Here is a 21,570-nt window from a genome sequence, read left to right as displayed (position 1 = left end):
GTAACAACTCCGTCAAACAACCGGCGCATGAAGCGGTCGGCGCGCCTTCCCCTCGGGGAGGGGCTGCGCCCGTTTGAACCGTTTTCAACCCCTTGCCGGATATTTGTCATGACCAAGCGTTTTCTTGCGGCTGCCGCATTCGTTCTCCTGTCCAGCACCGTCCGCGCCACCGATATCGGCGCCACCTTTGAGACCGCCTGCCCCTTCGGCGATTGCGCCGCCGGCATTTCGCTCTCCTATCTCGGTGAATTCGTCATCCCCACCGGCCACATGGAAAACGGCGTCGAATTCGGCGGCATTTCCGGCCTCGATTTCGATGCCGCCACCGGCCACTATCTCGCCATCAGCGACGATCGCTCGGAAAGAGGCCCGGCCCGCTTCTACGAACTCGACGTCGATCTCGACGCGTCCGGTCTCAAGGGCGTTTCGGTCGTCAAGCAGGTGACGCTGAAGGACAAGAACGGCGAGCCCTTCGCTGCCCGGACCGTCGATCCGGAATCGATCCGCCTCGGCAAGGACGGCATCTACTGGGGCAGCGAAGGCGACGGCAAGGCGCTGCTCCCGCCCTTCGTCCGTGTCGCTGCGCCGGAAGGTTTCTTCATCCGCGAATTCAAGCTCCCGGAGGGCTTTGCCCCGACGGCAGACAAGTCGACCGGCATTCGCGACAACCTCGCCTTCGAAGATCTCGCCGTCGCGCCCTCCGGTGATGTTTTCGTCGGTGTCGAAGCCGCCCTCTATCAGGACGGCCCGAACCCCTCGCTGACGTCAGGCAGCCTGTCGCGCATTATCCGCTACGACGGCGCTACCGGCGAGCCGAAGGCCGAGTACGTCTATCCGGTCTCGCCGATCCCGCAGGCCGCCACCAAGGCCAACGGTGGCAACGACAACGGCATGTCGGAGATGCTTGCCCTCGACGATCACCGCCTGCTCGCCGTCGAGCGGAGTTATGCCCAGGGCTTCGGCAACAGCATCAAGATCATGATGATGGATCTGACTGATGCCACCGATGTATCCGCCATCGCGTCCCTCGCCAAAAACGACCAGCGTGTCGTTCCCGCCCGGAAGAGCCAGGTCCTTGATTTGAGGGCGATCGGCCATGTTCCCGACAATATCGAGGCCATGTCGCTGGGGAAGGCCAAGGACGGCACCGACGTCCTCATTCTCGGCTCCGACAACAATTTCTCGACCAGCCAGAAGACGCAATTCTACGCCTTCAAGATTCTGCGCCGCCCGCAGCAGTAAGACGCCCGGGTCTGAGCGTCGAATAGCGACGCTTTGTATACGCTTTCATGGTGCGGACCTTGAAACCGCCGGGTTGATGGCCCATAACCAGAGTACAAGAAAAAGAAGAGGCGCGCGTGGGTGTGTTCGACCGTCAGAAAAGCAATCATGAGCCGCGATGGCTCGGATCATCGGCGCAGACGCGCACGCCGCTGATTCCCTCCATTTCGGCGGCGCGCTGGCTGCTGGTCCTGGTCGTCGCTGCCGGCGTCTATTTCTTCTACGGCTTCCTCGTGCCGGTGCTCGCAGCCCTCGTCATCGGCTTTGCCAGCTGGCCGCTCTACCGCAAGCTTCTTGCCCGCGTCGGCGGCAATACGACGATCGCCGCGACCATCGCCATCATCATGATCATCACTTTCCTGGTCATCCCGATCGGGCTTGCTGTGACCTATACGACCGGCGAAGTACGCACCTGGGTCACCTGGGCAATCCACGCCAACCGCGCCGGCGCCCCGACACCCGACTGGATCGTCGCGCTGCCTTGGGCCGGCGCCTACCTCGATGAAGTCTGGACAAAATATATCGGCAGTCCCGGCGCCTTGGGCGAAGTCATCCAGGCAGTCAGCGGCGCCAATATCGGCAACATCTATCGTGCCGTGCTTGCGGCCGGCGGCGGCGCCTTCCACCTGCTGCTGACGCTGCTCTTCATGCTGATCGCGCTATTCTTCGTCTATCGCGACGGTTTCTCCTTCTCCAAGCAAATCGACATGCTGGGCGAGCGTATCCTGCCGAACCGCTGGGAGCGCATTTCCCGCGTCGTGCCGGCGACGATCAGCTCCACCGTCATGGGCATGACGTTGATCGCGATCGGCGAAGGCATTGTGCTCGGCCTTGCCTACTGGATTGCCGGCGTGCCCTCGCCGGTGACGCTCGGCGTTTTGACGGGCGTGATGGCGCTGATACCGGGCGGTGCGCCGCTCTCCTTCACGCTGGTCTCCATCTATCTGCTGGCGAGCGGCTCGCATGTCGCCGGCATCGGTCTCTTCGTCTGGGGGACGGTCGAGCTCTTCATCGTCGACAAGACGCTGCGGCCGAAACTCGTCGGCGGTCCGATCAAGCTGCCCTTCCTGCCGACCTTCTTCGGCCTCGTCGGCGGTGTCAAAACGATGGGTTTCCTCGGGCTCTTCATCGGCCCTGTGCTGATGGCGCTGATCGTCGCCATCTGGCGTGAATGGATCCACGAGGCCCGCAGCGCCGACAAGAGCGAAACGGGGCCGCAGATCATCATCGACGAACCGGCCCCACCGCCGGTACCGCGAGTCGCCGAAGGCTGAACATACCTTCGCAGACGGGCTACCCCAGCCGCTTTTCCATGAACAGGCTGAGCGGGTCCGGCAGGTAGGCGCCGAAAGGCTCGATTTCCCGATATCCGTATTTGCGATAGAGCGCGATCGCCTCGGGTTGGTAGATGCCGGTTTCGAGCCGGATCGCCGTCAGCCCCTTTTTCTCTGCGATTGCTTCGAGCCCATTCATCAGGCCGCTGGCGATCCTCAGCCCCCTTGCCTCGGGATCGACGAACATGCGCTTGATCTCCGCCGTGCCGTCACCGGCCTCGACCAGCGCGCAGCAGCCGACGATCGCATCGTCGCTGCGCGCGACGAGGAAGCTCACCGAAGGTTTCTCCAGCACGGACAGGTCGACCAGATGGTTGCTTTCCGCCGGATAGAGCGATTGTGCATAGGCATCGGAAAGATCGAGAAGGCGAATGACGCCCTCCTGGCGCGGTTGCTCCAGGGCGATGGTCACGGACATGCTGACTTCCTCTGCTGGCGCGGGGCACAATTTTTTCCGACATGACGAAGAGTTAATGCCGTTGCCTTCATTCGGTTGGAATTGCACCCTCTAAGACGATGAGGTGCTCAATAATCAAGGAAGCAGAATATGCAAGCGGTGCTGATCGCGATGACCATTCTCGGCTGCGACGATTCGATCAGCCAGTGCAATTATGTCGCGACGGTCGATAAAGGCTGGGAAACCGTTGCCGCCTGCGATGCGGAAGCCGAACGACGGCTGAAGACCTATGTCAATGTCAACTATCCCTCGGTGATCGCGGTGTGCGAGGCGCCGAAAGCCATCGCCGCCGCCGAGCCGCCGAAGCCGGCGCCCGTGCCTGCCGCTGCGCCCGAGGCCGCTGTCGCAGCGCCCGAGGAACCCGCAGGAAGGATCGCCGGTTTTGCTGAAGGCATCGCCGGCCAGGTCCGCGCCCATCTGCCCTCGGGCAGAAGCGTCAGGGATACACTCACCAAACCGGTGCATTTCGTCTCCGCCAGCTATTCCTGGGTGGTGACGCGGCTCGCTGATTAGGCGGCCGCAAGCGCTGCGTAGACGCGGGCCGATTGTCGCTGCTCGTTAACGTGCAGCTTTTCCACCAGGTCGAGCAGTTCGCCGATCGCGCCATGCGCGTCATGATGGCGGAATTTTTCGAGAAGACGGCCGCAGACATTGCCGAGCACGCTGCCCGGCGCTTTTCTGGCGGCGTCGCGCCACAGCATCGTCGCCTCGACGAAGATCACGCTGATATCCCTCGGCAGGCCGGCGGACTCGTAGAGCGCACGCACGGCATGCATGCGCCCGGTTGCCAGGATCGAACGCACCCGGCGCTCGCTGCACGCGGTCAGATCGACGATCGCGCCGGCGAAGAAGTCCACCTTGCCGGCGCAGAGCGCATGCATCAGGAAGGATGGCGTCAGCCGGCCGTTGAGGCGCAGATGCTGGACGAGGTCGGGGATTTCGCGCGGGGCAATATCGCCGGCGATCGAGACGATGGCCGCCTCGGTCGCCTCGCGGCTGATGCGCTGGAGCCGCTGCAGGCCGATCGCCGCCTGCGCCAGCGGCAGCCCGATCAGCGCATTGCTGACATGCTGGGTGAGCAACTGGCGGGCATCGGCCGGAAGGTCGCTTCGGTCGAGAAGCAGGTTGCGGACATCGCAGCAATCGCCGAGCCGTTCGGCGATGCGCTTCAACGACAGGCTGGAGATCACCGCGCCGTCATTCTCGAGCAGGCAGAGCAGTTCTTCCTCGTCGCCGACCTCCGCAAGCGCGGCGGAGACCGGGCGCGTCACATGCGCCCTCGCCGCGATCAGCATGCGGGTGGCGCCGTTGCCGCGCGCGGCAAGGTCGACCAGATCGGCGTCGCTCAAAAGCGGCGAACAGGTCACCGCATGGCAGGCAACCTCGGGCTGGTCTTCGGCAAGCGAAAGGATCAGGCTGCGCGGCGCGTCGGGCGACCAGGCGATCGCCTCGGCAAGCGCAAGCCGCACGCGTGGCGACGGATCGTCGAGAAGAAAGGTCATCGCCATTTCGGCCGCCGCCCGCTCGTCCGCGGACATTTCGGACTGCAGATAGGCGCGCCCGAGTGCGTTTGCGGCCCGGGCCCGGTCACCGGTCTTGGCCGTTTCGATCCAACGAAGGAAAGCTTCTACGATCACGCGACGCCCCAGCACTTGAACGCGATTCCCTCGCGCTCCATTCAATGCTGCGACCGTAGCGGCAAAAGGTTTAAGATTGGTTCACCATATTTCTTAAGGCTTTGGACACCTTGCCGGTTCGGCTCAGCCTTGCTGTGGCTTCGGCCGGATCATCTCGAAAACATCGCTGCCTTCGCTGTAATCCATGTAGCCCATGCGGGCCAAAGGTCGGGCGATCGACATGTCGAGGCGGCCGTCCCTGACGATCGCTTCGTCGATGCGGATACCGACCACTTCGCCGAAGACGAGGACGTTTTCGGACGGTTCGCCCGACAGCGTCTTCGGCTCGATGATCTCGGTCACCCTGCATTCTAGCACCGCGAAAGCCTCGCCGACATAAGGCGCGTCGATCAGTTCGGCCGGCTTCGGCGTTAGGCCGGCGAAGTCGAATTCGCTGTCGCCGTAGGGCAGTGCCGCCGAGGAGAGGTTCATCTTCTCGGCGAGATCGCGGCTGACGAAATTGCAGGTGAAGACGCCGGTCTCGGCCGCGTTGCGCTGGCTGTGCTTGCGTCCGGCCGAAGAAAACATCACCAGCTTCGGGCGGTCGGCAACGGCATTGAAGAAGGAATAGGGCGCCAGATTGATCGAACCATCCCTGCCCTTGCTGCCGATCCAGCCGATCGGTCGCGGCGACACGATCGCCTTGAACGGGTCATGCGCGAGCCCGTGCCGGTTGCTGTCGGTGGTGTAGAACATCAGTCGTCTCCGCCGACCCAGGTTACCGTATCGGCAAGCTCCGGCCGCGGCCGCTCGATTGCCGGAAACGTGGTCGAGCCGATATGGATAAAGCCCGCCACCTTTTCATCCGGACCGACGCCGAGCAGCGGATAGGCGCGCTCGTCGTAGGCGAACCACTCCGTCAGCCAGTTGGCGACATAACCATTGGCGTTGGCGGCGAGAATGACGTTGAAGCAAAGCGCGCCGGCCGACATCAACTGCTCCCATTCCGGGATCTTGATATGCGGTCCTGCCTTGCTGACGACGGCGACGACCACGGGCGCGCGGGTGAAACGGCTGCGCTCGACCTGGATCATCTCTTCGGAAAGTTCGGGCTTTGTCTGAAGTGCCAGCGTCAGAAGCTCCTCGCCGAGACGCACGCGCTGCTCTCCGCGATAGACGATGAACCGCCAGGGGGCGATCTTGCCGTGATCGGGAACACGCGAGGCGAGACGCAGGATCTCCTCGATCTCGGCCTTCTCGGGGCCCGGTTCGCACATCTGGAAAGCGGGGATGGAGCGGCGCACGGCGAGGTAGTCGATCAGCTTGATATCGGATTTCATGCGGGAGAGGCTCTCATTATTTATGCTGCTGCAAAGGGTGGGTCTTGAATTTGCCATCGCGTTGGTCTTGAAGTGGCCTTTGCGATTTCAGAAGTCAATCGGTTCACGAAACAGATGTTTGGCATTTTGCCTTTTGCACGCATCGGCCTTGCCATTGCCCTGATCATACTGACGCCCTTCGGCGCCAGCGCTCAGGATGCCTTCAAGGGATTCAAACAGCTTGAATCGACGCCGAAGATGCCGAAGCTCGATGCCTTCATCGCGCCTGGTGCTGCGCCCGAAGGGGTCAAGCTGCGCGACGTCCCGATGGAGGCCAAGCTGACGGCGGACGGCACGCCGGTTGAGGAAGGCCTCTCCTGGTACGTCTTCAGCCCGATCGCCGGATCCGACGGCAAGCTGCCGCTGATCGCCAGCGCCAAGGGCGGGCCCGCCGCCTTCCAGCTCGCTCCGGGCGATTATTTCGTCAACGTCTCCTTCGGCCGCGCCGGCGTCACCAAAAAACTCACCGTGCCCGCTGAAGGCGAGGTCGACAAACAGGTGATGGTGCTCGATGCCGGCGGCCTGCTGCTCAATGCCGTCTCCGGCACCGATGCCCGCATCCGCCCCGACCAGTTGAGCTTCTCGATCTATTCCTCGGAAGTGCGCGACGATGGCGAGCGCGGCCTCGTCATGGCCGATGTCTCGCCGAATACCGTTGTCCGCCTCAATGCCGGCACCTACCACATCGTTTCCGAATATGGCAGCGTCAACGCCGTGATCCGCGCCGACATCCAGGTCGAGGCCGGCAAGCTGACCGAAGCGACGATCCAGCATCGCGCCGCGCAGATCACCTTCAAGCTGGTCTCAGACTCCGGCGGCGAGGCGATCGCCGATACGGCATGGTCGATCCTGACGGCGGCCGGCGACAGCGTCGGCGAAAGCGTCAGCGCCTTCCCCACCATGGTTCTCGCCGAAGGCGGATATTCCGCCGTCGCCCGCAACAAGGACAAGATCTACCAGCGCGATTTCACCGTCGTCGCCGGCAGGAACACCGATGTCGAGGTCCTGATGAAGGACCAGCAGCCGCAGCCTCCGACGGATGCTGCCCGCACGGTGCAGCAGGTGCCTGTGGGCACACCGGCACCGCCGGGCGTCCAGCCGGCTCCGGTGGAGCCGCTGCCCTCTTACGAACAGCTCGTGCCGCAGGGCGGCGACGACACCAGCCTCGATTGATTTTACCGCGCGCGGTTTCGGCTCAGCCGAGACGTTTGGAAGGCGCGCTTCTGCGGCGCCATCGTGAGGACGGCCTCGTTATCGCGACTTAGAAGCCCCCGGCCGCACAAATCAGCAGGTTTCATCATTGGTATGGGGAGATTCGTTGAAGCGCCGCTCGGCCTCGGGCGACGCGCAGACCGGATTTCCGACAGCGCCGAGCCTGGCGCTGTCGGATCCCTGCTATTCAGGCCGCCTTGGCTTTTTTTGCTTCGGCCTTGCGACGAATGTCGGGCGGTGTCGCTTCGAGGGCAAGGCTCTCGACGGCGGCGTCTAGCCCCATCGAAATCTGTTCCTGGCTGCCGAGGCGGCGGATATTGACCGTGCGCTCCTCGGCCTCCTTCCTGCCGCAGACGATGATGACAGGAACCTTGGTGACCGAATGTTCGCGGACCTTGTAGTTGATCTTCTCGTTGCGGAAGTCGGTTTCGACGTTGAGACCGGCCTCGCGCAGCGCCTCGGCCACTTCAAGCCCGTAGGCGTCGGCTTCCGAGGTGATCGTTGCGACCACCACCTGAAGCGGCGATACCCAAAGCGGCATATGGCCGGCGAAGTTCTCGATCAGGATGCCGAGAAAGCGCTCCATCGAGCCGCAGATGGCGCGGTGGATCATCACCGGCTGCGTCTTTTCGGAGTTGCTGTCGATATAGAAGGCGCCGAAGCGTTCCGGCAGGTTGAAGTCGACCTGCGTCGTGCCGCACTGCCATTCGCGGCCGATCGCATCCTTCAGCGTATATTCGAACTTCGGCCCGTAGAAGGCGCCCTCGCCCGGCAGAATGCCGGTCTTGATGTCATTCGACTGCTGCTGGATCGTCTCCAGCACGCCCATCATCACGTTTTCCGCGCGGTCCCAGAGTTCGTCCGAACCGACGCGCTTGTCCGGCCGGGTCGAAAGTTTGATGGTGACTTCGTCGAAGCCGAAATCCTTATAGACCGAAAGGATCAGGTCGTTGATCTTCAGGCATTCGGCGGCCATCTGCTCGTCGGTGCAGAAGATATGCGCATCGTCCTGCGTGAAACCGCGCACGCGCATCAGCCCGTGCAGCGCGCCCGACGGTTCGTAGCGATGGACATTGCCGAATTCGGCAAGCCGGATCGGCAGCTCGCGGTAGGATTTCAGCCCGTGCTTGAAGATCTGGATATGGCCGGGGCAGTTCATCGGCTTCAGCGCAAAGACGCGGTCGTCGTCGGTGTCGTCGCCGGCAACCGTCACCTTGAACATGTTATCGCGGTACCAGCCCCAGTGACCGGAGGTTTCCCACAGCGATTTGTCGAGCACCTGCGGCGCATTGACTTCCTGATAGTCGCCGGCAAGCCGGCGGCGCATATAAGCGACCAGCGTCTGGAATACGCGCCAGCCCTTGCCGTGCCAGAAGACGACGCCAGGACCCTCTTCCTGGAAATGGAAGAGATCCATCTCGCGGCCGAGGCGGCGGTGATCGCGCTTTTCAGCTTCGGCAAGCATATGCAGGTAGTTGTCGAGTTCCGACTGCTCGGCGAAGGCCGTGCCGTAGATGCGGCTCAGCATCGGATTGTTGCTGTCGCCGCGCCAATAGGCACCGGCCACCTTCAAGAGCTTGAAGGCTGAGCCGATCTGGCCGGTCGAGGCCATGTGCGGGCCGCGGCAAAGGTCGAACCAGTCGCCCTGATAATAGATCTTGAGATCCTGCCCTTCCGGGATCGCGTCGACGAGTTCGACCTTGTACTGCTCGCCCTTGTCGGCGAAGACCTGTTTCGCCTTCTCGCGCGACCAGACCTGCTTGGTGAAGGCGGCGTTGCGGGCGATGATTTCCTTCATCTTCTTTTCGATTTTCGGCAGATCGTCGAGTGTGAAGGGCTCGTTCTTGGCGAAGTCGTAATAGAAGCCGTTTTCGATGACCGGACCGATCGTCACCTGGGTGCCGGGCCAGAGCTCCTGCACCGCTTCGGCCATGACATGCGCTGCGTCGTGGCGGATGAGTTCGAGCGCGCGGTCGTCATTGCGGGTGATGATTTCGATCCGGCCGGTCGCCACGGGATCGGAAAGGTCGCGCACGGTGCCGTCGATTGCAACGGCGACTGCCTTCTTGGCGAGCGACTTGGAAATGGATTCGGCGACATCCCGGCCGGTTGCGCCAGCATCGTAGCTGCGCACGGAACCATCGGGAAATGTCAGGGAAATAGCTTGGGACATCGAAATTCTCCTTGTCCAGTCCCGCCAACGAATGCGGGTGGTTGAAACGAAAGCGCCTCCGCGGAGCTGAATGCGCCGCCGCCTGATAGCCAGATTTGCTGCGTGAGTAAAGACGAAGCCGGCCTACATGATCATTTCGGTGAGGCCGCGCACGGTGTTCCAGTTGCGCATCGTACCGACGCCAAGCTGCTTGGTCGTCAGCGCCGAAAGCAGCTTGGACTGGCTCGGCTTGCCGGCGAAATCGATCCAGAGATCGCCGCCGACGACGGCGATGCGCTGTCCCTCCGTCATCAGTGGCTTCAGCGCCTCCACCTTCTTCGGGTCGACCGGCAGGCGCATCACCCGGACGATCACCTGGTCGCCGTTGCCGTCCTTGAAGGGATTGGTGCTGCAAAGCGCCATCCAGGTGCAGTCGCTGCGCACGATGATATCGACATGTTTGCCGAACTTTTCTTCAAAGCCCTCTTCCAGGGCTACTTCGAGTTCGTGCGGCCGCATATCGTCGGCCTCGAAGACGAGATTGCCTGTGGAAACCAATGTGCGCGGCTCGCGATAACCGAGCTCCTCGGCAAGTGCGCGCAAATCCTGCATGATGACGCGGCGATCGGGCGTCAGGACAATGCTGTGCAGAAGGGCGATGAAGGTGCTCATGGCGCTCGCCCTCTCTTGCGTCCGAGGTTGAAATAACGCCACGGGGTCCACCAGCGGAAGCCGTCGCCGAGTATCTCCGGCACCTGGTCGAGGCCGCTGGTGCCGCCCGGGCCACAGCGGCCGACGCGAAACAGCGTCATCCAGCCGCCGGCCCAGAGACCGTGGCGGGCGATCGACTCGTAGCCATATTCCGAGCAGGTCGGGATATGGCGGCAGGAATTGCCGACAAAGCCGGACAGCGTCAGCTGGTAGAGGCGGATGAGACCCATGCCGAGCAGGCGGTCGGGAGTCTTGCGGAAAGGACCGGTGAAATTGCGGGAAGTGCGTGCGGCCTTTTCGCGCGGCTTGTCCGATCCGGGGGCGCCACCGTCGTCCTCATCGTCAGCCTGCTGGGCGCAGAACTCGCACATGTCAGTTACGCCTCGACAACTTCCGCCCGTTTCGCCTCGATCTGCCCGATCGCGTCAACGACCGCATCGAAGGTCAGCATCGTCGAAGCATGGCGGGCCTTGTAGTCCCGCACCGGCTGGAGATAACGCATGTCTTCGAACCGTCCCTGTGGCCCCGCTCCATCCGCCTTCAACATGGCGAGCATGTCCTGGCGTGCCTGGCGCAATTCGCCCGATGTGGCGCCGACCACATGGCGGGCCATGATCGAGGACGAGGCCTGGCCGAGCGCGCAGGCCTTCACCTCATGGGCAAAACCGGTCACCGCATCGCCATCCATCTTCAGCCAGATCCGCACCTTCGAGCCGCAGAGCTTGGAATAGGCCTGGGCGGTCGCATCCGCATCATCAAGCGTGCCGGTCAACGGAATATTGCCGGCGAATTCGAGGATTTTGCTGTTGTAGATATCGTCCATGCTGGATTTCCGCTCCAAAATCACTGCGGATCGGCCTCTATGCGGGCGTTATTGTCATCAAAACAAAAAACACACCGTGTCGTCTGAGGATACTTACATACGATGGCCGTCTTCCTATATGTATGTCGTTCGAAGGCCATGAAAATGCAATGGCCTCGTGTAAGTTTGATTGGGAAACCGTGCCGGACGGGCTGAACTTGCCCTGAAAGCCCCGGAGCCTGCCAAAGGTGCATGAATTCCCGCATGGGATTGACCAGTGGCGATTCCGACAGATGGGTCCGCGGTGCGGACCAGGAGACCATTGTTCATGGACGCCATCGTAAAGAATTTTCCGCAGACGAACCGCGACTCGGATCGCCCCTCCCAGCAGGAGGCGGAGGAAGCCGTTCGCGTTCTGCTGCGCTGGGCCGGTGATGACCCGACGCGTGAAGGCCTGCTCGAAACGCCGGCCCGCGTCGTCAAATCCTACCGCGAACTCTTTTCCGGTTACGACATGGCGGCGGAAGACGTGCTCGGCCGCACCTTCGAGGAGGTCGCCGGTTACGACGACATGGTCCTCGTCAAGGACATTCCGTTTTACTCGCATTGCGAACACCACATGGTGCCGATCATCGGCAAGGCTCACGTCGCCTACATGCCGGACGGGCGTGTGCTCGGCCTGTCGAAGATTGCCCGTGTCGTTGAGATCTATGGCCGCCGCCTGCAGACGCAGGAAACGATGACCGCGCAGATCGCCCGGGCAATCGACGATACGCTGCATCCGCGGGGTGTCGCCGTGTTGATCGAGGCCGAACATATGTGCATGGCGATGCGCGGCGTTCAGAAGCAGGGCTCGACCACGTTGACGACGACGTTTACGGGAACGTTCAAGACCGAGCCGGCCGATCAGGCCCGTTTCATGACTATGGTGCGGAGCCGCTGATACCGGCTCCCTCAGGAGGGCCGCGATGAGTCAACTGATCTTCAATCAACCATCCGAGGACAAGTCGGCGTTGGAAGACGCCGGCGATTTCACGCCGCGTTTCGACGACCGCGGCCTGATCACCGCGATCGTTACCGATGCTGGCGATGGCGAGTTGCTGATGGTGGCGCATATGAATGCCCAGGCATTGGCGCTGACCATCCAGACCGGCACGGCGCATTATTTCAGCCGTTCGCGCGGCAAGCTCTGGAAGAAGGGCGAGACCTCCGGCAATCTCCAGACGGTGAAGGAAATCCGCACCGATTGCGATCAGGACGCCATCTGGCTGAAGGTCGAGGTCGCCGGCCACGACGCCACCTGTCACACCGGCCGCCGCTCCTGTTTCTACCGGACGATCACGCTTCAGGACGGAAAGCCGATGCTTGATATCGTTGACGACGAGCTTCAATTCGATCCGCAGGATGTCTACGGAAAATAGCCCGAATTTCCCGGTACTTGCTCCTTATTGCGCCAGAAACCGCTTCTATATACCATTTGGAAACTGATCGGGCACACTATCGGAAATCACGTGTTCTGCTGGGAGGGGAGAGCGCCATGTTGAGCTGGAGTCTGCATCGTCAAAGCTCTGAAGGCGAGGGTTCTGGTTCCGGCATGTCGACCACGCTCGATATGCTCCCGCCTCCGGCGCCCCAAAAGAAAATCAAGATTGCGCTCGCGCTCGGCGGCGGCGCTGCCCGCGGCTGGGCCCATATCGGTGTGCTGCGCGCACTCGACGAGGCTAAGGTCGAGATCGGCATGATTGCCGGCACCTCTATCGGCGCGCTGGTCGGCGGCTGCTATCTCGCCGGCAAACTCGATGAACTCGAAAGCTTCGCGCGCTCGCTGACGATGCGCCGTATCGCAAGTCTCCTCGACCTCACCATCGGCGGCAGCGGTCTGTTCGGCGGCATGCGGCTGACCAAGCGCATGCAGGAACATCTCGAGGGCCTGAACGTCGAGGATCTCGACCGGCCGTTCGTCGCGGTCGCGGCCGAGGTCAATACCGGCCATGAGGTCTGGATTGCCAACGGTTCGCTGATTACGGCGCTGCGCGCCTCCTATGCCCTGCCCGGCATTTTCGAGCCGGTGCGCAGCAATCATCGCACGCTGGTCGACGGGGCGCTTGTCAATCCCGTCCCCGTCTCCGTCTGCCGCGCCTACGAGCAGCCGCTCGTCGTCGCCGTCAATCTCAATTACGATCTCTACGGCCGCTCGGCCGTCGTCCGGCACAATGCCAGCCTCTCTCCGCAGGAAGTGCAGAAGCAGGAAGAGGCGCCCTATGCGCGCCTCGGTATGACCGGCGTCATGGTGCAGGCCTTCAACATTATCCAGGATAGGATCGCCCGCGCCCGCCTTGCCGGCGACCCGCCGGATATTTCGCTGCAGCCGCGTCTCAGCTATATCGGCCTTTCAGAATTCCACCGGGCTGGCGAGGCGATCGAACGCGGATACGAGGAAGCCAGGGCCCGGCTCCCCGAGATCAAGCGCATGCAGGAAGTCTACGCGAGCCACCCCTGATGCAGGCCGTCTAAAAGTCTGCAGCGGGTTTGCGGCAACGACATCGGGCAAGCACGGCCGGCTAATACTCAGCCGGCGATATAGGCCTTGATTTCCTCGGCCTCACGCTCGACTTCGGCGATGCGCGATTTCACCACGTCGCCGATCGAAATGATGCCTGCAAGCTTGCCATTGCTTTCCACCGGCACGTGACGGAAACGGCGGCTGGTCATCAGCTCCATAAGCTCGTTGACGGTCGTCTCCTCATGGCAGCGGTAGACCTTCGCGGTCATGACCTGGGCCAGCGACTGGTCGAGGCCTTCCTTGCCGTGTTTGGCGATCGCATGCACGAGATCGCGCTCGGTGAACATGCCCGAAATCCGGTTCTCCATGCCGACGACGACGATGGCGCCGATCTTTTTCTTGCTGAGGATGGCGGCCGCCTCGGCGACGGTGGTGCTCGGCCCGGCAGTGATGACGTCTCTGCCCTTCAGGTCGAGGATTGCTTTGACTGAACTGGTCATTCGAACCTCCTATGTCCGTGAAACACTTGTCACAGGCATCCGCGGCGGTTTCTCCCCCCATCGCAGATAGGTTGATGGTGCACTGCCCGGCTCAGGATTGCAACATATCCTTCTCGGTTCCGTCAGGTTCCATCACCGGCGGGCGCGGCGCCCGGTCGAACAGTGAAAACAGCAAGAAGCCGAAGACGAATCCGCCGATATGCGCGTCCCAGGCAATCGCCTGATCGCTGTCGCCGACGAGCGGGATGCCGACGGCGATCAGCGCGTTGCCGACCAGCCAGAGCAGCATGAAGATGATGACGGTGCGGCTCTTCAGCGCCCCGACGATGGAAAGCCGGGGATTCAGATGCGCCGGCGCCATCGGCCGCCGTTCGGCCGGAAAGGCGAATCGGCAGGCAGCGCCCATCAGCCCGGAGATGACGCCCGACGCGCCGATCAACAGTGACACATCCCCCCAGTTCAGCACCGCGTGCAGGGCGGCGGAGGCGACGGCGGAAAAAACCCAGAAGAGCACGAAACGCAGCGTCCCGATGCGGCGCACGACCGGCGCGCCGAAGGCCATCAGCCAGAAGGCGTTAAAGAGGATATGCTGGACGCTGCCGTGCAGCAGCGAATAGGTGACGGGCGTCCAGAACAGCTCCAGCCCTTGCTGCGACAGCGGAATCACATAACGGGCGGGAACGAAGCCGAAGGTGAAGAACAGCCAGTTCAGCGCATCGTCGGAGAGCAGGAGTTCCTGCACCGCATAGATGACCCCAAGCAGGCAAAGGCTGAAGAACAGCGCCGGAGGAAGGTTGAAGACCGGTTCGCGCGGTGGCCGTGCCGGCGGCTGGACCTCGGGAGGTTCGGGCGCCCTATGCGGCTCGGCCGTCTGCTCATTCATCTGTGTTTCGCCTCGTTGAGGCCACAGCCATACAGGAGCGACTGTCAAAAAAAAAGCCGTCCGAAGTGCCGGACGGCGTACCGGGAGCTCCAGGAAAGACCTCGGCCCGTAGGTTGTGCTGAACTTCGAAAGTCGAAGCGATGCGGAACAGTGTCACGACGGGCACCGCATCTCAACCGAAACCCTTTCTTAACCTTAACCGCCGCGATCTGGCATGAAATCCGCATAGTAGAGCCTGTACGGGCAATGACTGCCCGAAAATGATCCGGAATGGGACAGGTTGGTGTGAAATGCGTGTGCAAACGACCATCGAAATTTTTGACTACTGGAACCGTATCCGCGGCGCTGCCGATGCGCCGCTGAAATCACAGGTCGAACCCTCCGCCGTCCCCCACCTGCTCCAGAGTCTGTTTATTCTTGAGAGGCGCGAGGGCGGAGATATCGGTTTCCGGCTCGCCGGCACCCGCATCTGTGATCTCTTTGGGCGTGACCTGCGCGGCGAACGTTTTTCGTCTCTCTGGGCAAATAGTCAGCTCGCGGACATCGAACGCACGGCGATGGGCGTCATGGACCATGCCATGCCGGCCCTGTTCAACGCCACCGGCTACAGCACCGTCGGTCATCAGGCCTCCTTCGAGATTATCATGATGCCGCTGCGTTCGCCGGACGGCGCCTGCGACCGGCTGCTCGGCGCGATCGCGCCGGCCGTGGCCGCGAGCTGGCTGGAGATCGTACCGCTCGAATTCCTGGCGCTCGACCGCAGCCGCCTGCTGCCAGGTAAATTCGACAAGCCAGCGCCGGCCAAACTGCGCCCCACCAACAGGATCGTCGCCGGCAAAAGCATCCATTTCGGGCAGGTCATGCGCCGCATGGTGTCGCAGCTGCTGAGCGTGGAGGTTCGCTGACGGTCCCATTTTAGGACATCTGATATACTCGTTTTCCGCTATGTCGGGACTGGGCGAAACAACCTTCTGTTAATGGATTGTGGGTAAAGATCGGTCTCTGCGATTTTGATGAAGAAGCCCTTTGATGCACTCGTTCCAGCCAGCTCAGACGCAACGACCTGCGCCGCGCCCTGAACAGGGCGTTTTCCAGCGCGTGCCCATCAATATGCAGGGCCGGCTGATGCTTGCGAACTACGAGGAATTCGAATGCATGGTGATCGACATGTCGCCTGGCGACATGTACGTCACCTGCCCCGGCCGGCCGCGCGCCAACGAACGCGTCGTCGCCTATATCGACCATCTCGGCCGCGTCGAAGGTTATGTCCAGACGATCGATGGCCGTGGCTTCACCATGTCGATCAACGCCACCGACCGGAAACGCGAGAAACTCGCGGCCCAGCTCACCTGGCTTGCCAACAAGCACGAACTCGGCCTGCCCGAGGATCGCCGCCACGACCGTCTGACGCCACGCGACACGAAGACCGAGCTGACGCTCGAGGACGGCACGCGTTATTCCTGCCGCATCATGGACCTTTCGCTGTCGGGCGCTGCCGTCGACGTCGAGATGCGCCCTTCGATCGGAACGGCCGTGCGCCTCGGCAACATGCGTGGTCGCGTCGTGCGCCACTTCGTCGAAGGCGTGGCGATCGAATTCCTGTCGATCCAGTCCCGCGAGACGCTGCGGGAATTCCTTTAAGAGCTGCTGAAAATGGGCGATGCCACGGATTCCGTGGCGGGTGCCAATTCTCGACAGACTTCCATCGAACGCGATTGCCAGGTCCGGTGCGCACCCGGTCAGGTCGTGTTGAAAAGCCTGCACTTCACCGCGACGACTTTGCAAGCGGCTACAAATCTGGCTTTGGAACGCAGCGTGAATTCCTGTCGCAAGTCGTTCCACCCAGGCGGTAGATTATATTATGTGTGGAACAAGCTGCGACACCGATCGGCACCCAACGAGGTCGCCCAAAATTGTGCGGTGATTTTGCGTCCCAGAGCGCTCCGCCCTCACCCGTCTTCCCTTTGTCAGCGAGATGATGGATAAGGTCCGCTTCGACCGCAGGCGCACCGATGTCAGCTCTCTATCCCGAAATCGAACCCTATGATCATGGTCTGCTCGATACCGACGATGGCAACCAGATCTACTGGGAGGCCTGCGGCAATCCGGCGGGCCGCCCGGCGCTGGTGTTGCATGGCGGCCCTGGCTCCGGCTGTTCGCCCACGGCGCGCCGCTATTTCGATCCCGATGCCTACCGAATCATTCTGTTCGATCAGCGCAATTGTGGCCGCAGCCTGCCGAGCGCTGCCGATCCCGAAACCGATCTCTCCCTCAACACCACCTGGCATCTCGTTGCCGATATCGAGCGGCTGCGGGCCTGTCTCGGCATCGAGGCCTGGCTCCTTTTCGGCAATTCCTGGGGTTCGACGCTGGCGCTGGCCTATGCCGAAACCCATCCGGAGCGTGTCTCCGCGGTCGTCCTGTCAGGCGTGACCACCACCCGGCGCTCGGAAATCGACTGGCTTTATCGCGGCATGGCGCCGCTCTTTCCTGAAGAATGGCACCGTTTCCGCCAGGCGGTTTCCCCAGGCAGCCAGGGACGAGATGAGGACATGGTTGCCGCCTATCATCGTCTCCTCAACGATCCGGACCCGGAGACGCGCCTCAAGGCGGCGCGCGACTGGCATGATTGGGAGGCGGCCTCGATTCTCCTCGCCGATCCCCAAGGCCTGCCGCGCCGCTGGGCCGATCCGGCCTATTTGCTAACACGGGCCCGCATCATCACCCACTACTTCAGCAATGGCGCCTGGCTGGAGGACGCCCAGCTTTTGAAGAACGCCGCGCGGCTCACCGGCATCCCCGGTATCCTGCTGCAGGGACGGTTCGACATCGAGGCGCCGCTCGTCACGGCCTGGGAACTGGCCCGCGCCTGGCCGAAAAGCGAGCTCAGCATCCTTGCGCATGCGGCCCATTCCACCGCAAATCCCGATATGAGCGCGGCGATCGTCGGTGCCACCGATCGATTTCGCGATAACTAGCAAAAATAATTTCCTGCCGGAATCGAGGATCTGAGCGACATTCTGCTTTTGAACCGGCCGAATCGGCCCATTCCAGCGGCATCGCCGGCCGGCTGCGCGTTGCCGCAGATCGCCAGCCGGCAGCTGAGATTTACCCGGCTCAACGAAAATCCTTAACATGCGGGCGGCAACGCAACCCCTTCGCGGGCGAAAGCCTTGTTGCGTTGATTACAATTTTAATCGATTTCGCAACAAATCCGCGTCAAATTTTATGCGCATTCGAATCTGTTTTTAGCCAAGTTTTATCGGCATTTGAATCAACTAAGCCTTTAATTCTATTGCGTAATTTTGCGTGAGATAAAAACGTCTGTGCCATTGTCACCTCAACTTACGGGGAGACGGCAATGACAACTGCGAATATCCTGAAAGGCGGCCTTCTGGCCGGTGCCATCATGATGGCAATGGCGGGTTCGGGACAGGCAATGCCCGCCAGCATGGTACTGGCAGGCAATGCCAGCCCGCCGATCGGACACTATGAATTCTGCAAGGCGAATCCGACGGAATGTGTCGAAGTTGGCGGCGATGCCGGACCGGCCATCCTCAACGAGGATCGCTGGAAGGAAATTCTCAAGGTCAACTACACCGTCAATTCGACGATCCAGCCGATGACGGATGAGCAGATCTACGGGGTCGAAGAGCGCTGGGCCTATCCGCGCACCGTCGGCGACTGCGAGGATTACGCCCTGCTGAAGCGCAAGATGTTGATCGACGACGGTTTCTCGCCGTCCGACACGCTGATCACCGTCGTGCTGCAGCCGAATGGCGAAGGCCATGCCGTGCTGACGGTCCGCACCGATCACGGCGACTTCATCCTCGACAACATGCGCAACAAGGTGCTGCTGTGGTCGGATACCGAATACACCTATCTGAAGCGCCAGTCCGCCGACGATCCGGCCCGCTGGTCGAAGCTTCAGGACGGCCGCGCTGTCGCGGTCGGTAGCGTCAAGTAAGAACAGCCTGCCGGCCAATGCCGGCTGCTGCCTGCGGCCCGGTCAGTCCCCGCATCCCGTCCCCGACCGGTGCCCAAGAGCCGTTCCCGCTGTCCCGGGAACGGCTCGCTCCTTTTTGAGCCTTACGCCATCAGCGCATTAGCGAATTATTAACCCTGCTGGTCCGATCATGACGATGAGATTCATCATCGGCACCGGCGGCTCATGTTCTTCCTGCGGCGGACCGAAACCCGAAGAACCGCCATGAGCCATGCCGCGCACAGCGCACCCGACGAGCAGCCGCTTCTTTCCATGGGGTTTCTCCTCCGCACGATGGCGGTGATCGCCGTTCTGGCGGTCCTGACTGTTGCCATCAGCATTGGCGGCCGTTGGTTCGGCCGGCATATCTCGCTTGCCGGCAACACCGACAGCACGGCTGAAATCAAGCTGGCCATCGGCCGCGACACCGTGAAATTCCCCGAGAATGCCATCCGCTTCCCGAGTCAAAGACACGAAGGCGCGGCCGAGCGCGTCGATCTCTACCTCGCCTGGCCTGAAATGCAGGGTTACGGCAAGGAAAACCACCTTCGATTCGACGATATCGCTCAATCCTCCGGGCTGATCTTCCTGCAGATCACCCAGAGCACCATGTCGCGCGACATGTCCGGGCGGCTGGAACCGATCTATTCGCATCTGCTTGAAGGCCCGGCCGAGTCCTTCCGGGACGGGCTGACGCTGCACCGTCTTCGCGCCGATGCGGGTTACGGCGATGAGGTGCTGCTGACGGCGCCCATCAAGGGTGGGCAGGATTACGTCGTGCGCTGCATATTGCCTTCAGCCCCAGATAAGGCTGCGGGCGGAGATTGTCAGCGCGATATCAAGGTCGGCAGGGATCTCAGCGTTCTCTACCGTTTCTCAAGCAGCCATCTCGACGACTGGGAACATATTGATGCCGCTATCCGCACCTTTGTGGACGCGCGTCTTGTGAACCGTTCTGCGACAAGTCCCTAAAATGCTCTCCGGACAGCGAAATAAACGATTCATCATAAACGGATTGGTAACGCCCAACCGGTAATTTTAGAAGACGAGCTGTGCGGCGGGAGGTGTGCGGTTCCTGCCGAAATGTGAAGTGCCAAATATCTGAAATGCAAGCGAAGAGTGGAATAGTGTCAAGGTCAGTCTCCTCCGTATCATCGTCCCGATCCGGCAGTTTTTTCGCAAAGCTGCTGGCGATCCTTTCGGTGGCCGTCACGATCGTCCTGGTCGATTCGGTGAATGCCGACGCGGAAGCGGCAAATCCGAAATATGCAGGCATCGTCGTCGACGCCAAGACCGGCAACGTTCTCTACAGTGAGAATGCCGACCGGCTGCAATACCCCGCCTCCCTGACCAAGATGATGACCCTCTACATGACCTTCGAGGCGTTGGAGCAGGGTCGCATCCGCCTCGATACGCCGGTCCCCTTCTCCGCCCATGCGGCAGCCCAGGCGCCGACCAAACTCGGCGTGCGCGCCGGTGGCACGATCACCGTCGAGCAGGGCATTCTCGGTCTCGTCACCCTGTCGGCCAATGATGCCGCAACTGCGCTCGGCGAAATGCTGGGCGGTGGCAGCGAAGATCGCTTCGCCCAGCTGATGACCGCCAAGGCGCATGCGCTCGGCATGACGCGCACCACCTATCGCAACGCCAACGGCCTGCCCAATACGGCGCAGATGACGACGGCGCGCGACCAGGCCCGCCTTGGCATCGCCCTTCGCCAGCATTTCCCGCAATATTACGGCTATTTCTCCACCCGCGCCTTCAAGTTCGGCAGCCGCACGATCCGCAGCCACAACCGCCTGGTCGGTTCGGTGCGCGGCGTCGACGGCATCAAGACCGGTTACACGCGCGCTGCCGGTTTCAATCTGGTGAGCTCGGTGCAGGTCGACGGCAAGTCGATCGTCGGCGTCGTTCTCGGTGGCGCCTCGACGCCTGCCCGCGATGCCCAGATGCGCAATCTGATCGCCAGTTACCTGCCGAAGGCATCGAGCCGCGGCGGATCGTCGGCGCTGATCGCCCAGGCAGCCCCTGCCCCGGCGATGATCGAGACGCCCGCTCCGGTCCTGCCGAAGAAGGCCCAGCAGAAAGCTCAGCCGCAAATGGCCCAACAGCAGGTCGCAAAGACGATCACCGCAGCGCAGCCGCCGATTTCAGCAGCGGCTGCCGATCTCAGCCTGCCGCACAAAGGCCCGCTGCCGGATGCGCGCTATCAGGTTGCCGAAACCGAAGTCGCCTATGCCGAGACCGCTCAGTCGAAATCCGACAATCCGCTGGTGGCGCCGATGCCGGCGCCGACCAAAGTCAAGACCATGACCTTCAAGCAGCAGGCATCGGTCGCTGTGCCGACGCCGGCACCCGCCTATATGCCGCCGGAACAGGGCGATACCTCGGTCGATGAGGTCACCACCGCCTCGACCACTCCCTCCCCGACTCGTGCTGCTTCAACCAGCAACGGTCCGGCCGGCTGGGTGGTGCAGGTCGGCGTCTCGCCGAGCCGGCAGATGGCCATGGATCTTCTGGAAAGCGCCAAGAGCAAGGGCGGCAAGGCGCTGGCCTCGGCAAAGCCCTTCGCGGTCGTCTATGCCGCTGGCGGTGACCAGCTTTATCGCGCCCGCTTCGGCGGCTTCGGTGACCAGCGCGACGCCGTCAATGCCTGCAAGGCCTTGAAGAAGGCCGGCATCAAGTGCTGGGCGGCTGCCCAATGAGCTATTCGATGCTGCCTGCAAGATGGCCGGCGGCATCGGTGACGGCCGGA

23 protein-coding genes are annotated in these 21,570 nt (G+C 62.0%); 13 read left to right on the top strand and 10 right to left on the bottom strand.

Annotation, left to right across the window (positions count from 1 at the left end; all coding sequences use genetic code 11):
- The first annotated feature begins 108 nt into the window (after window positions 1-108).
- Both BS629_RS30020 and BS629_RS30015 read left to right on the top strand, forming a co-directional pair.
- Window positions 109-1,242: an esterase-like activity of phytase family protein gene (locus tag BS629_RS30020; RefSeq protein ID WP_026188398.1), complete on the top strand. Its 1,134-nt coding sequence runs from the start codon at window positions 109-111 to the stop codon at window positions 1,240-1,242.
- Between the two features lie 116 nt (window positions 1,243-1,358).
- The gene (locus BS629_RS30015) at window positions 1,359-2,555 is read left to right on the top strand and encodes an AI-2E family transporter (RefSeq protein ID WP_018242106.1); all 1,197 of its coding nucleotides are present in this window, start codon (window positions 1,359-1,361) and stop codon (window positions 2,553-2,555) included.
- Between the two features lie 19 nt (window positions 2,556-2,574).
- Here the strand turns inward: BS629_RS30015 and BS629_RS30010 are convergent, their stop codons facing one another.
- Window positions 2,575-3,033, bottom strand: a complete 459-nt coding sequence (locus BS629_RS30010; protein WP_018242107.1) for a GNAT family N-acetyltransferase — start codon at window positions 3,031-3,033, stop codon at window positions 2,575-2,577.
- Window positions 3,034-3,162: 129 nt separating this feature from the next.
- On the opposite strand from BS629_RS30010, the gene BS629_RS30005 reads away from it, so the two are divergent.
- On the top strand, window positions 3,163-3,585 hold the full coding sequence (locus BS629_RS30005; RefSeq protein WP_018242108.1) for a hypothetical protein: 423 nt from the start codon (window positions 3,163-3,165) through the stop codon (window positions 3,583-3,585).
- Here BS629_RS30005 and BS629_RS30000 read toward each other — a convergent pair.
- The 3 genes from BS629_RS30000 to BS629_RS29990 form a co-directional block, all read right to left on the bottom strand.
- On the bottom strand, window positions 3,582-4,724 hold the full coding sequence (locus BS629_RS30000; protein ID WP_018242109.1) for a DUF2336 domain-containing protein: 1,143 nt from the start codon (window positions 4,722-4,724) through the stop codon (window positions 3,582-3,584). The two genes, BS629_RS30005 and BS629_RS30000, sit on opposite strands and share 4 nt — an antisense overlap.
- Window positions 4,725-4,832: 108 nt before the next feature.
- Entirely contained in the window at window positions 4,833-5,444 is a 612-nt protein-coding gene (locus BS629_RS29995) for a flavin reductase family protein (protein ID WP_018242110.1), read from the bottom strand.
- The gene (locus tag BS629_RS29990) at window positions 5,444-6,028 is read right to left on the bottom strand and encodes a nitroreductase family protein (protein WP_018242111.1); all 585 of its coding nucleotides are present in this window, start codon (window positions 6,026-6,028) and stop codon (window positions 5,444-5,446) included. Before BS629_RS29990 ends, BS629_RS29995 begins: the two co-directional genes overlap by 1 nt.
- A 114-nt stretch (window positions 6,029-6,142) precedes the next feature.
- Here BS629_RS29990 and BS629_RS29985 point away from each other — a divergent pair, with 114 nt between their 5' ends.
- Window positions 6,143-7,240 carry a hypothetical protein gene (locus BS629_RS29985; RefSeq protein ID WP_018516374.1) on the top strand — a complete coding sequence of 366 codons (1,098 nt, stop codon included), beginning with the start codon at window positions 6,143-6,145 and terminating at the stop codon, window positions 7,238-7,240.
- Between the two features lie 226 nt (window positions 7,241-7,466).
- On the opposite strand, the gene thrS is transcribed toward BS629_RS29985, so the two are convergent.
- The 4 genes from thrS to BS629_RS29965 form a co-directional block, all read right to left on the bottom strand.
- Window positions 7,467-9,452, bottom strand: coding sequence for a threonine--tRNA ligase (gene thrS, locus BS629_RS29980; protein WP_018242113.1), 1,986 nt, complete (start codon window positions 9,450-9,452; stop codon window positions 7,467-7,469).
- Window positions 9,453-9,575: 123 nt separating this feature from the next.
- A complete protein-coding gene (locus tag BS629_RS29975; protein ID WP_026188399.1) occupies window positions 9,576-10,103 on the bottom strand; it encodes a DUF1697 domain-containing protein in 528 nt (175 codons plus the stop codon).
- A complete protein-coding gene (gene yidD / locus BS629_RS29970; RefSeq protein WP_018242115.1) occupies window positions 10,100-10,513 on the bottom strand; it encodes a membrane protein insertion efficiency factor YidD in 414 nt (137 codons plus the stop codon). Before yidD ends, BS629_RS29975 begins: the two co-directional genes overlap by 4 nt.
- Before the next feature lie 5 nt (window positions 10,514-10,518).
- Window positions 10,519-10,965 (bottom strand): iron-sulfur cluster assembly scaffold protein, encoded by a 447-nt coding sequence (locus tag BS629_RS29965; protein ID WP_018242116.1) that lies wholly within the window; start codon window positions 10,963-10,965, stop codon window positions 10,519-10,521.
- A gap of 307 nt (window positions 10,966-11,272) precedes the next feature.
- Here BS629_RS29965 and folE point away from each other — a divergent pair, with 307 nt between their 5' ends.
- The 3 genes from folE to BS629_RS29950 all read left to right on the top strand — a co-directional run bounded on the left by folE (window position 11,273) and on the right by BS629_RS29950 (window position 13,444).
- On the top strand, window positions 11,273-11,887 hold the full coding sequence (gene folE / locus BS629_RS29960) for a GTP cyclohydrolase I FolE (RefSeq protein ID WP_003559608.1): 615 nt from the start codon (window positions 11,273-11,275) through the stop codon (window positions 11,885-11,887).
- A gap of 25 nt (window positions 11,888-11,912) precedes the next feature.
- Window positions 11,913-12,365: a phosphoribosyl-AMP cyclohydrolase gene (gene hisI, locus BS629_RS29955; protein ID WP_018242117.1), complete on the top strand. Its 453-nt coding sequence runs from the start codon at window positions 11,913-11,915 to the stop codon at window positions 12,363-12,365.
- A 116-nt stretch (window positions 12,366-12,481) separates the two neighbouring features.
- Window positions 12,482-13,444 carry a patatin-like phospholipase family protein gene (locus BS629_RS29950; protein WP_018242118.1) on the top strand — a complete coding sequence of 321 codons (963 nt, stop codon included), beginning with the start codon at window positions 12,482-12,484 and terminating at the stop codon, window positions 13,442-13,444.
- 68 nt (window positions 13,445-13,512) lie between these two features.
- On the opposite strand, the gene BS629_RS29945 is transcribed toward BS629_RS29950, so the two are convergent.
- Window positions 13,513-13,947 carry a CBS domain-containing protein gene (locus BS629_RS29945; RefSeq protein WP_018242119.1) on the bottom strand — a complete coding sequence of 145 codons (435 nt, stop codon included), beginning with the start codon at window positions 13,945-13,947 and terminating at the stop codon, window positions 13,513-13,515.
- Window positions 13,948-14,038: 91 nt separating this feature from the next.
- Entirely contained in the window at window positions 14,039-14,830 is a 792-nt protein-coding gene (locus BS629_RS29940; protein ID WP_018242120.1) for a rhomboid family intramembrane serine protease, read from the bottom strand.
- Between the two features lie 260 nt (window positions 14,831-15,090).
- On the opposite strand from BS629_RS29940, the gene BS629_RS29935 reads away from it, so the two are divergent.
- From BS629_RS29935 to BS629_RS29910, 6 genes are all read left to right on the top strand, one after another.
- Window positions 15,091-15,735 (top strand): PAS domain-containing protein, encoded by a 645-nt coding sequence (locus tag BS629_RS29935; RefSeq protein WP_018242121.1) that lies wholly within the window; start codon window positions 15,091-15,093, stop codon window positions 15,733-15,735.
- A 124-nt stretch (window positions 15,736-15,859) separates the two neighbouring features.
- Window positions 15,860-16,471: a PilZ domain-containing protein gene (locus tag BS629_RS29930; RefSeq protein WP_018072182.1), complete on the top strand. Its 612-nt coding sequence runs from the start codon at window positions 15,860-15,862 to the stop codon at window positions 16,469-16,471.
- A 371-nt stretch (window positions 16,472-16,842) separates the two neighbouring features.
- On the top strand, window positions 16,843-17,808 hold the full coding sequence (gene pip / locus BS629_RS29925) for a prolyl aminopeptidase (protein WP_018242122.1): 966 nt from the start codon (window positions 16,843-16,845) through the stop codon (window positions 17,806-17,808).
- 383 nt (window positions 17,809-18,191) lie between these two features.
- Window positions 18,192-18,797, top strand: coding sequence for a transglutaminase-like cysteine peptidase (locus BS629_RS29920; protein WP_018242123.1), 606 nt, complete (start codon window positions 18,192-18,194; stop codon window positions 18,795-18,797).
- A gap of 204 nt (window positions 18,798-19,001) precedes the next feature.
- Window positions 19,002-19,787 (top strand): hypothetical protein, encoded by a 786-nt coding sequence (locus BS629_RS29915; protein ID WP_018242124.1) that lies wholly within the window; start codon window positions 19,002-19,004, stop codon window positions 19,785-19,787.
- 134 nt (window positions 19,788-19,921) lie between these two features.
- Window positions 19,922-21,520: a D-alanyl-D-alanine carboxypeptidase gene (locus tag BS629_RS29910; protein WP_018242125.1), complete on the top strand. Its 1,599-nt coding sequence runs from the start codon at window positions 19,922-19,924 to the stop codon at window positions 21,518-21,520.
- Window positions 21,521-21,570 lie beyond the last annotated feature (50 nt).

Origin of the sequence: Rhizobium leguminosarum bv. viciae USDA 2370 (genome assembly GCF_002008365.1) — a bacterium.
GTDB classification, from domain to species: Bacteria; Pseudomonadota; Alphaproteobacteria; order Rhizobiales; family Rhizobiaceae; genus Rhizobium; species Rhizobium leguminosarum.
Note: the sequence above shows the minus strand (reverse complement) of the source record. Positions and strands in the feature narration are given on the sequence as shown.

Bases quoted from the DNA above. Each gene is read 5' to 3' on its own strand.
- BS629_RS30020 (WP_026188398.1), top strand. From the start codon at position 109: ATGACCAAGCGTTTTCTTGCGGCTGCCGCATTCGTTCTCCTGTCCAGC.
- BS629_RS30010 (WP_018242107.1), bottom strand. From the start codon at position 3,033: ATGTCCGTGACCATCGCCCTGGAGCAACCGCGCCAGGAGGGCGTCATT.
- BS629_RS30005 (WP_018242108.1), top strand. From the start codon at position 3,163: ATGCAAGCGGTGCTGATCGCGATGACCATTCTCGGCTGCGACGATTCG.
- BS629_RS29995 (WP_018242110.1), bottom strand. From the start codon at position 5,444: ATGTTCTACACCACCGACAGCAACCGGCACGGGCTCGCGCATGACCCG.
- BS629_RS29990 (WP_018242111.1), bottom strand. From the start codon at position 6,028: ATGAAATCCGATATCAAGCTGATCGACTACCTCGCCGTGCGCCGCTCC.
- BS629_RS29985 (WP_018516374.1), top strand. From the start codon at position 6,143: ATGTTTGGCATTTTGCCTTTTGCACGCATCGGCCTTGCCATTGCCCTG.
- thrS (WP_018242113.1), bottom strand. From the start codon at position 9,452: ATGTCCCAAGCTATTTCCCTGACATTTCCCGATGGTTCCGTGCGCAGC.
- BS629_RS29975 (WP_026188399.1), bottom strand. From the start codon at position 10,103: ATGAGCACCTTCATCGCCCTTCTGCACAGCATTGTCCTGACGCCCGAT.
- yidD (WP_018242115.1), bottom strand. From the start codon at position 10,513: ATGTGCGAGTTCTGCGCCCAGCAGGCTGACGATGAGGACGACGGTGGC.
- BS629_RS29965 (WP_018242116.1), bottom strand. From the start codon at position 10,965: ATGGACGATATCTACAACAGCAAAATCCTCGAATTCGCCGGCAATATT.
- folE (WP_003559608.1), top strand. From the start codon at position 11,273: ATGGACGCCATCGTAAAGAATTTTCCGCAGACGAACCGCGACTCGGAT.
- hisI (WP_018242117.1), top strand. From the start codon at position 11,913: ATGAGTCAACTGATCTTCAATCAACCATCCGAGGACAAGTCGGCGTTG.
- BS629_RS29950 (WP_018242118.1), top strand. From the start codon at position 12,482: ATGTTGAGCTGGAGTCTGCATCGTCAAAGCTCTGAAGGCGAGGGTTCT.
- BS629_RS29945 (WP_018242119.1), bottom strand. From the start codon at position 13,947: ATGACCAGTTCAGTCAAAGCAATCCTCGACCTGAAGGGCAGAGACGTC.
- BS629_RS29940 (WP_018242120.1), bottom strand. From the start codon at position 14,830: ATGAATGAGCAGACGGCCGAGCCGCATAGGGCGCCCGAACCTCCCGAG.
- BS629_RS29935 (WP_018242121.1), top strand. From the start codon at position 15,091: ATGATCCGGAATGGGACAGGTTGGTGTGAAATGCGTGTGCAAACGACC.
- BS629_RS29930 (WP_018072182.1), top strand. From the start codon at position 15,860: ATGCACTCGTTCCAGCCAGCTCAGACGCAACGACCTGCGCCGCGCCCT.
- pip (WP_018242122.1), top strand. From the start codon at position 16,843: ATGTCAGCTCTCTATCCCGAAATCGAACCCTATGATCATGGTCTGCTC.
- BS629_RS29920 (WP_018242123.1), top strand. From the start codon at position 18,192: ATGACAACTGCGAATATCCTGAAAGGCGGCCTTCTGGCCGGTGCCATC.
- BS629_RS29915 (WP_018242124.1), top strand. From the start codon at position 19,002: ATGTTCTTCCTGCGGCGGACCGAAACCCGAAGAACCGCCATGAGCCAT.
- BS629_RS29910 (WP_018242125.1), top strand. From the start codon at position 19,922: ATGCAAGCGAAGAGTGGAATAGTGTCAAGGTCAGTCTCCTCCGTATCA.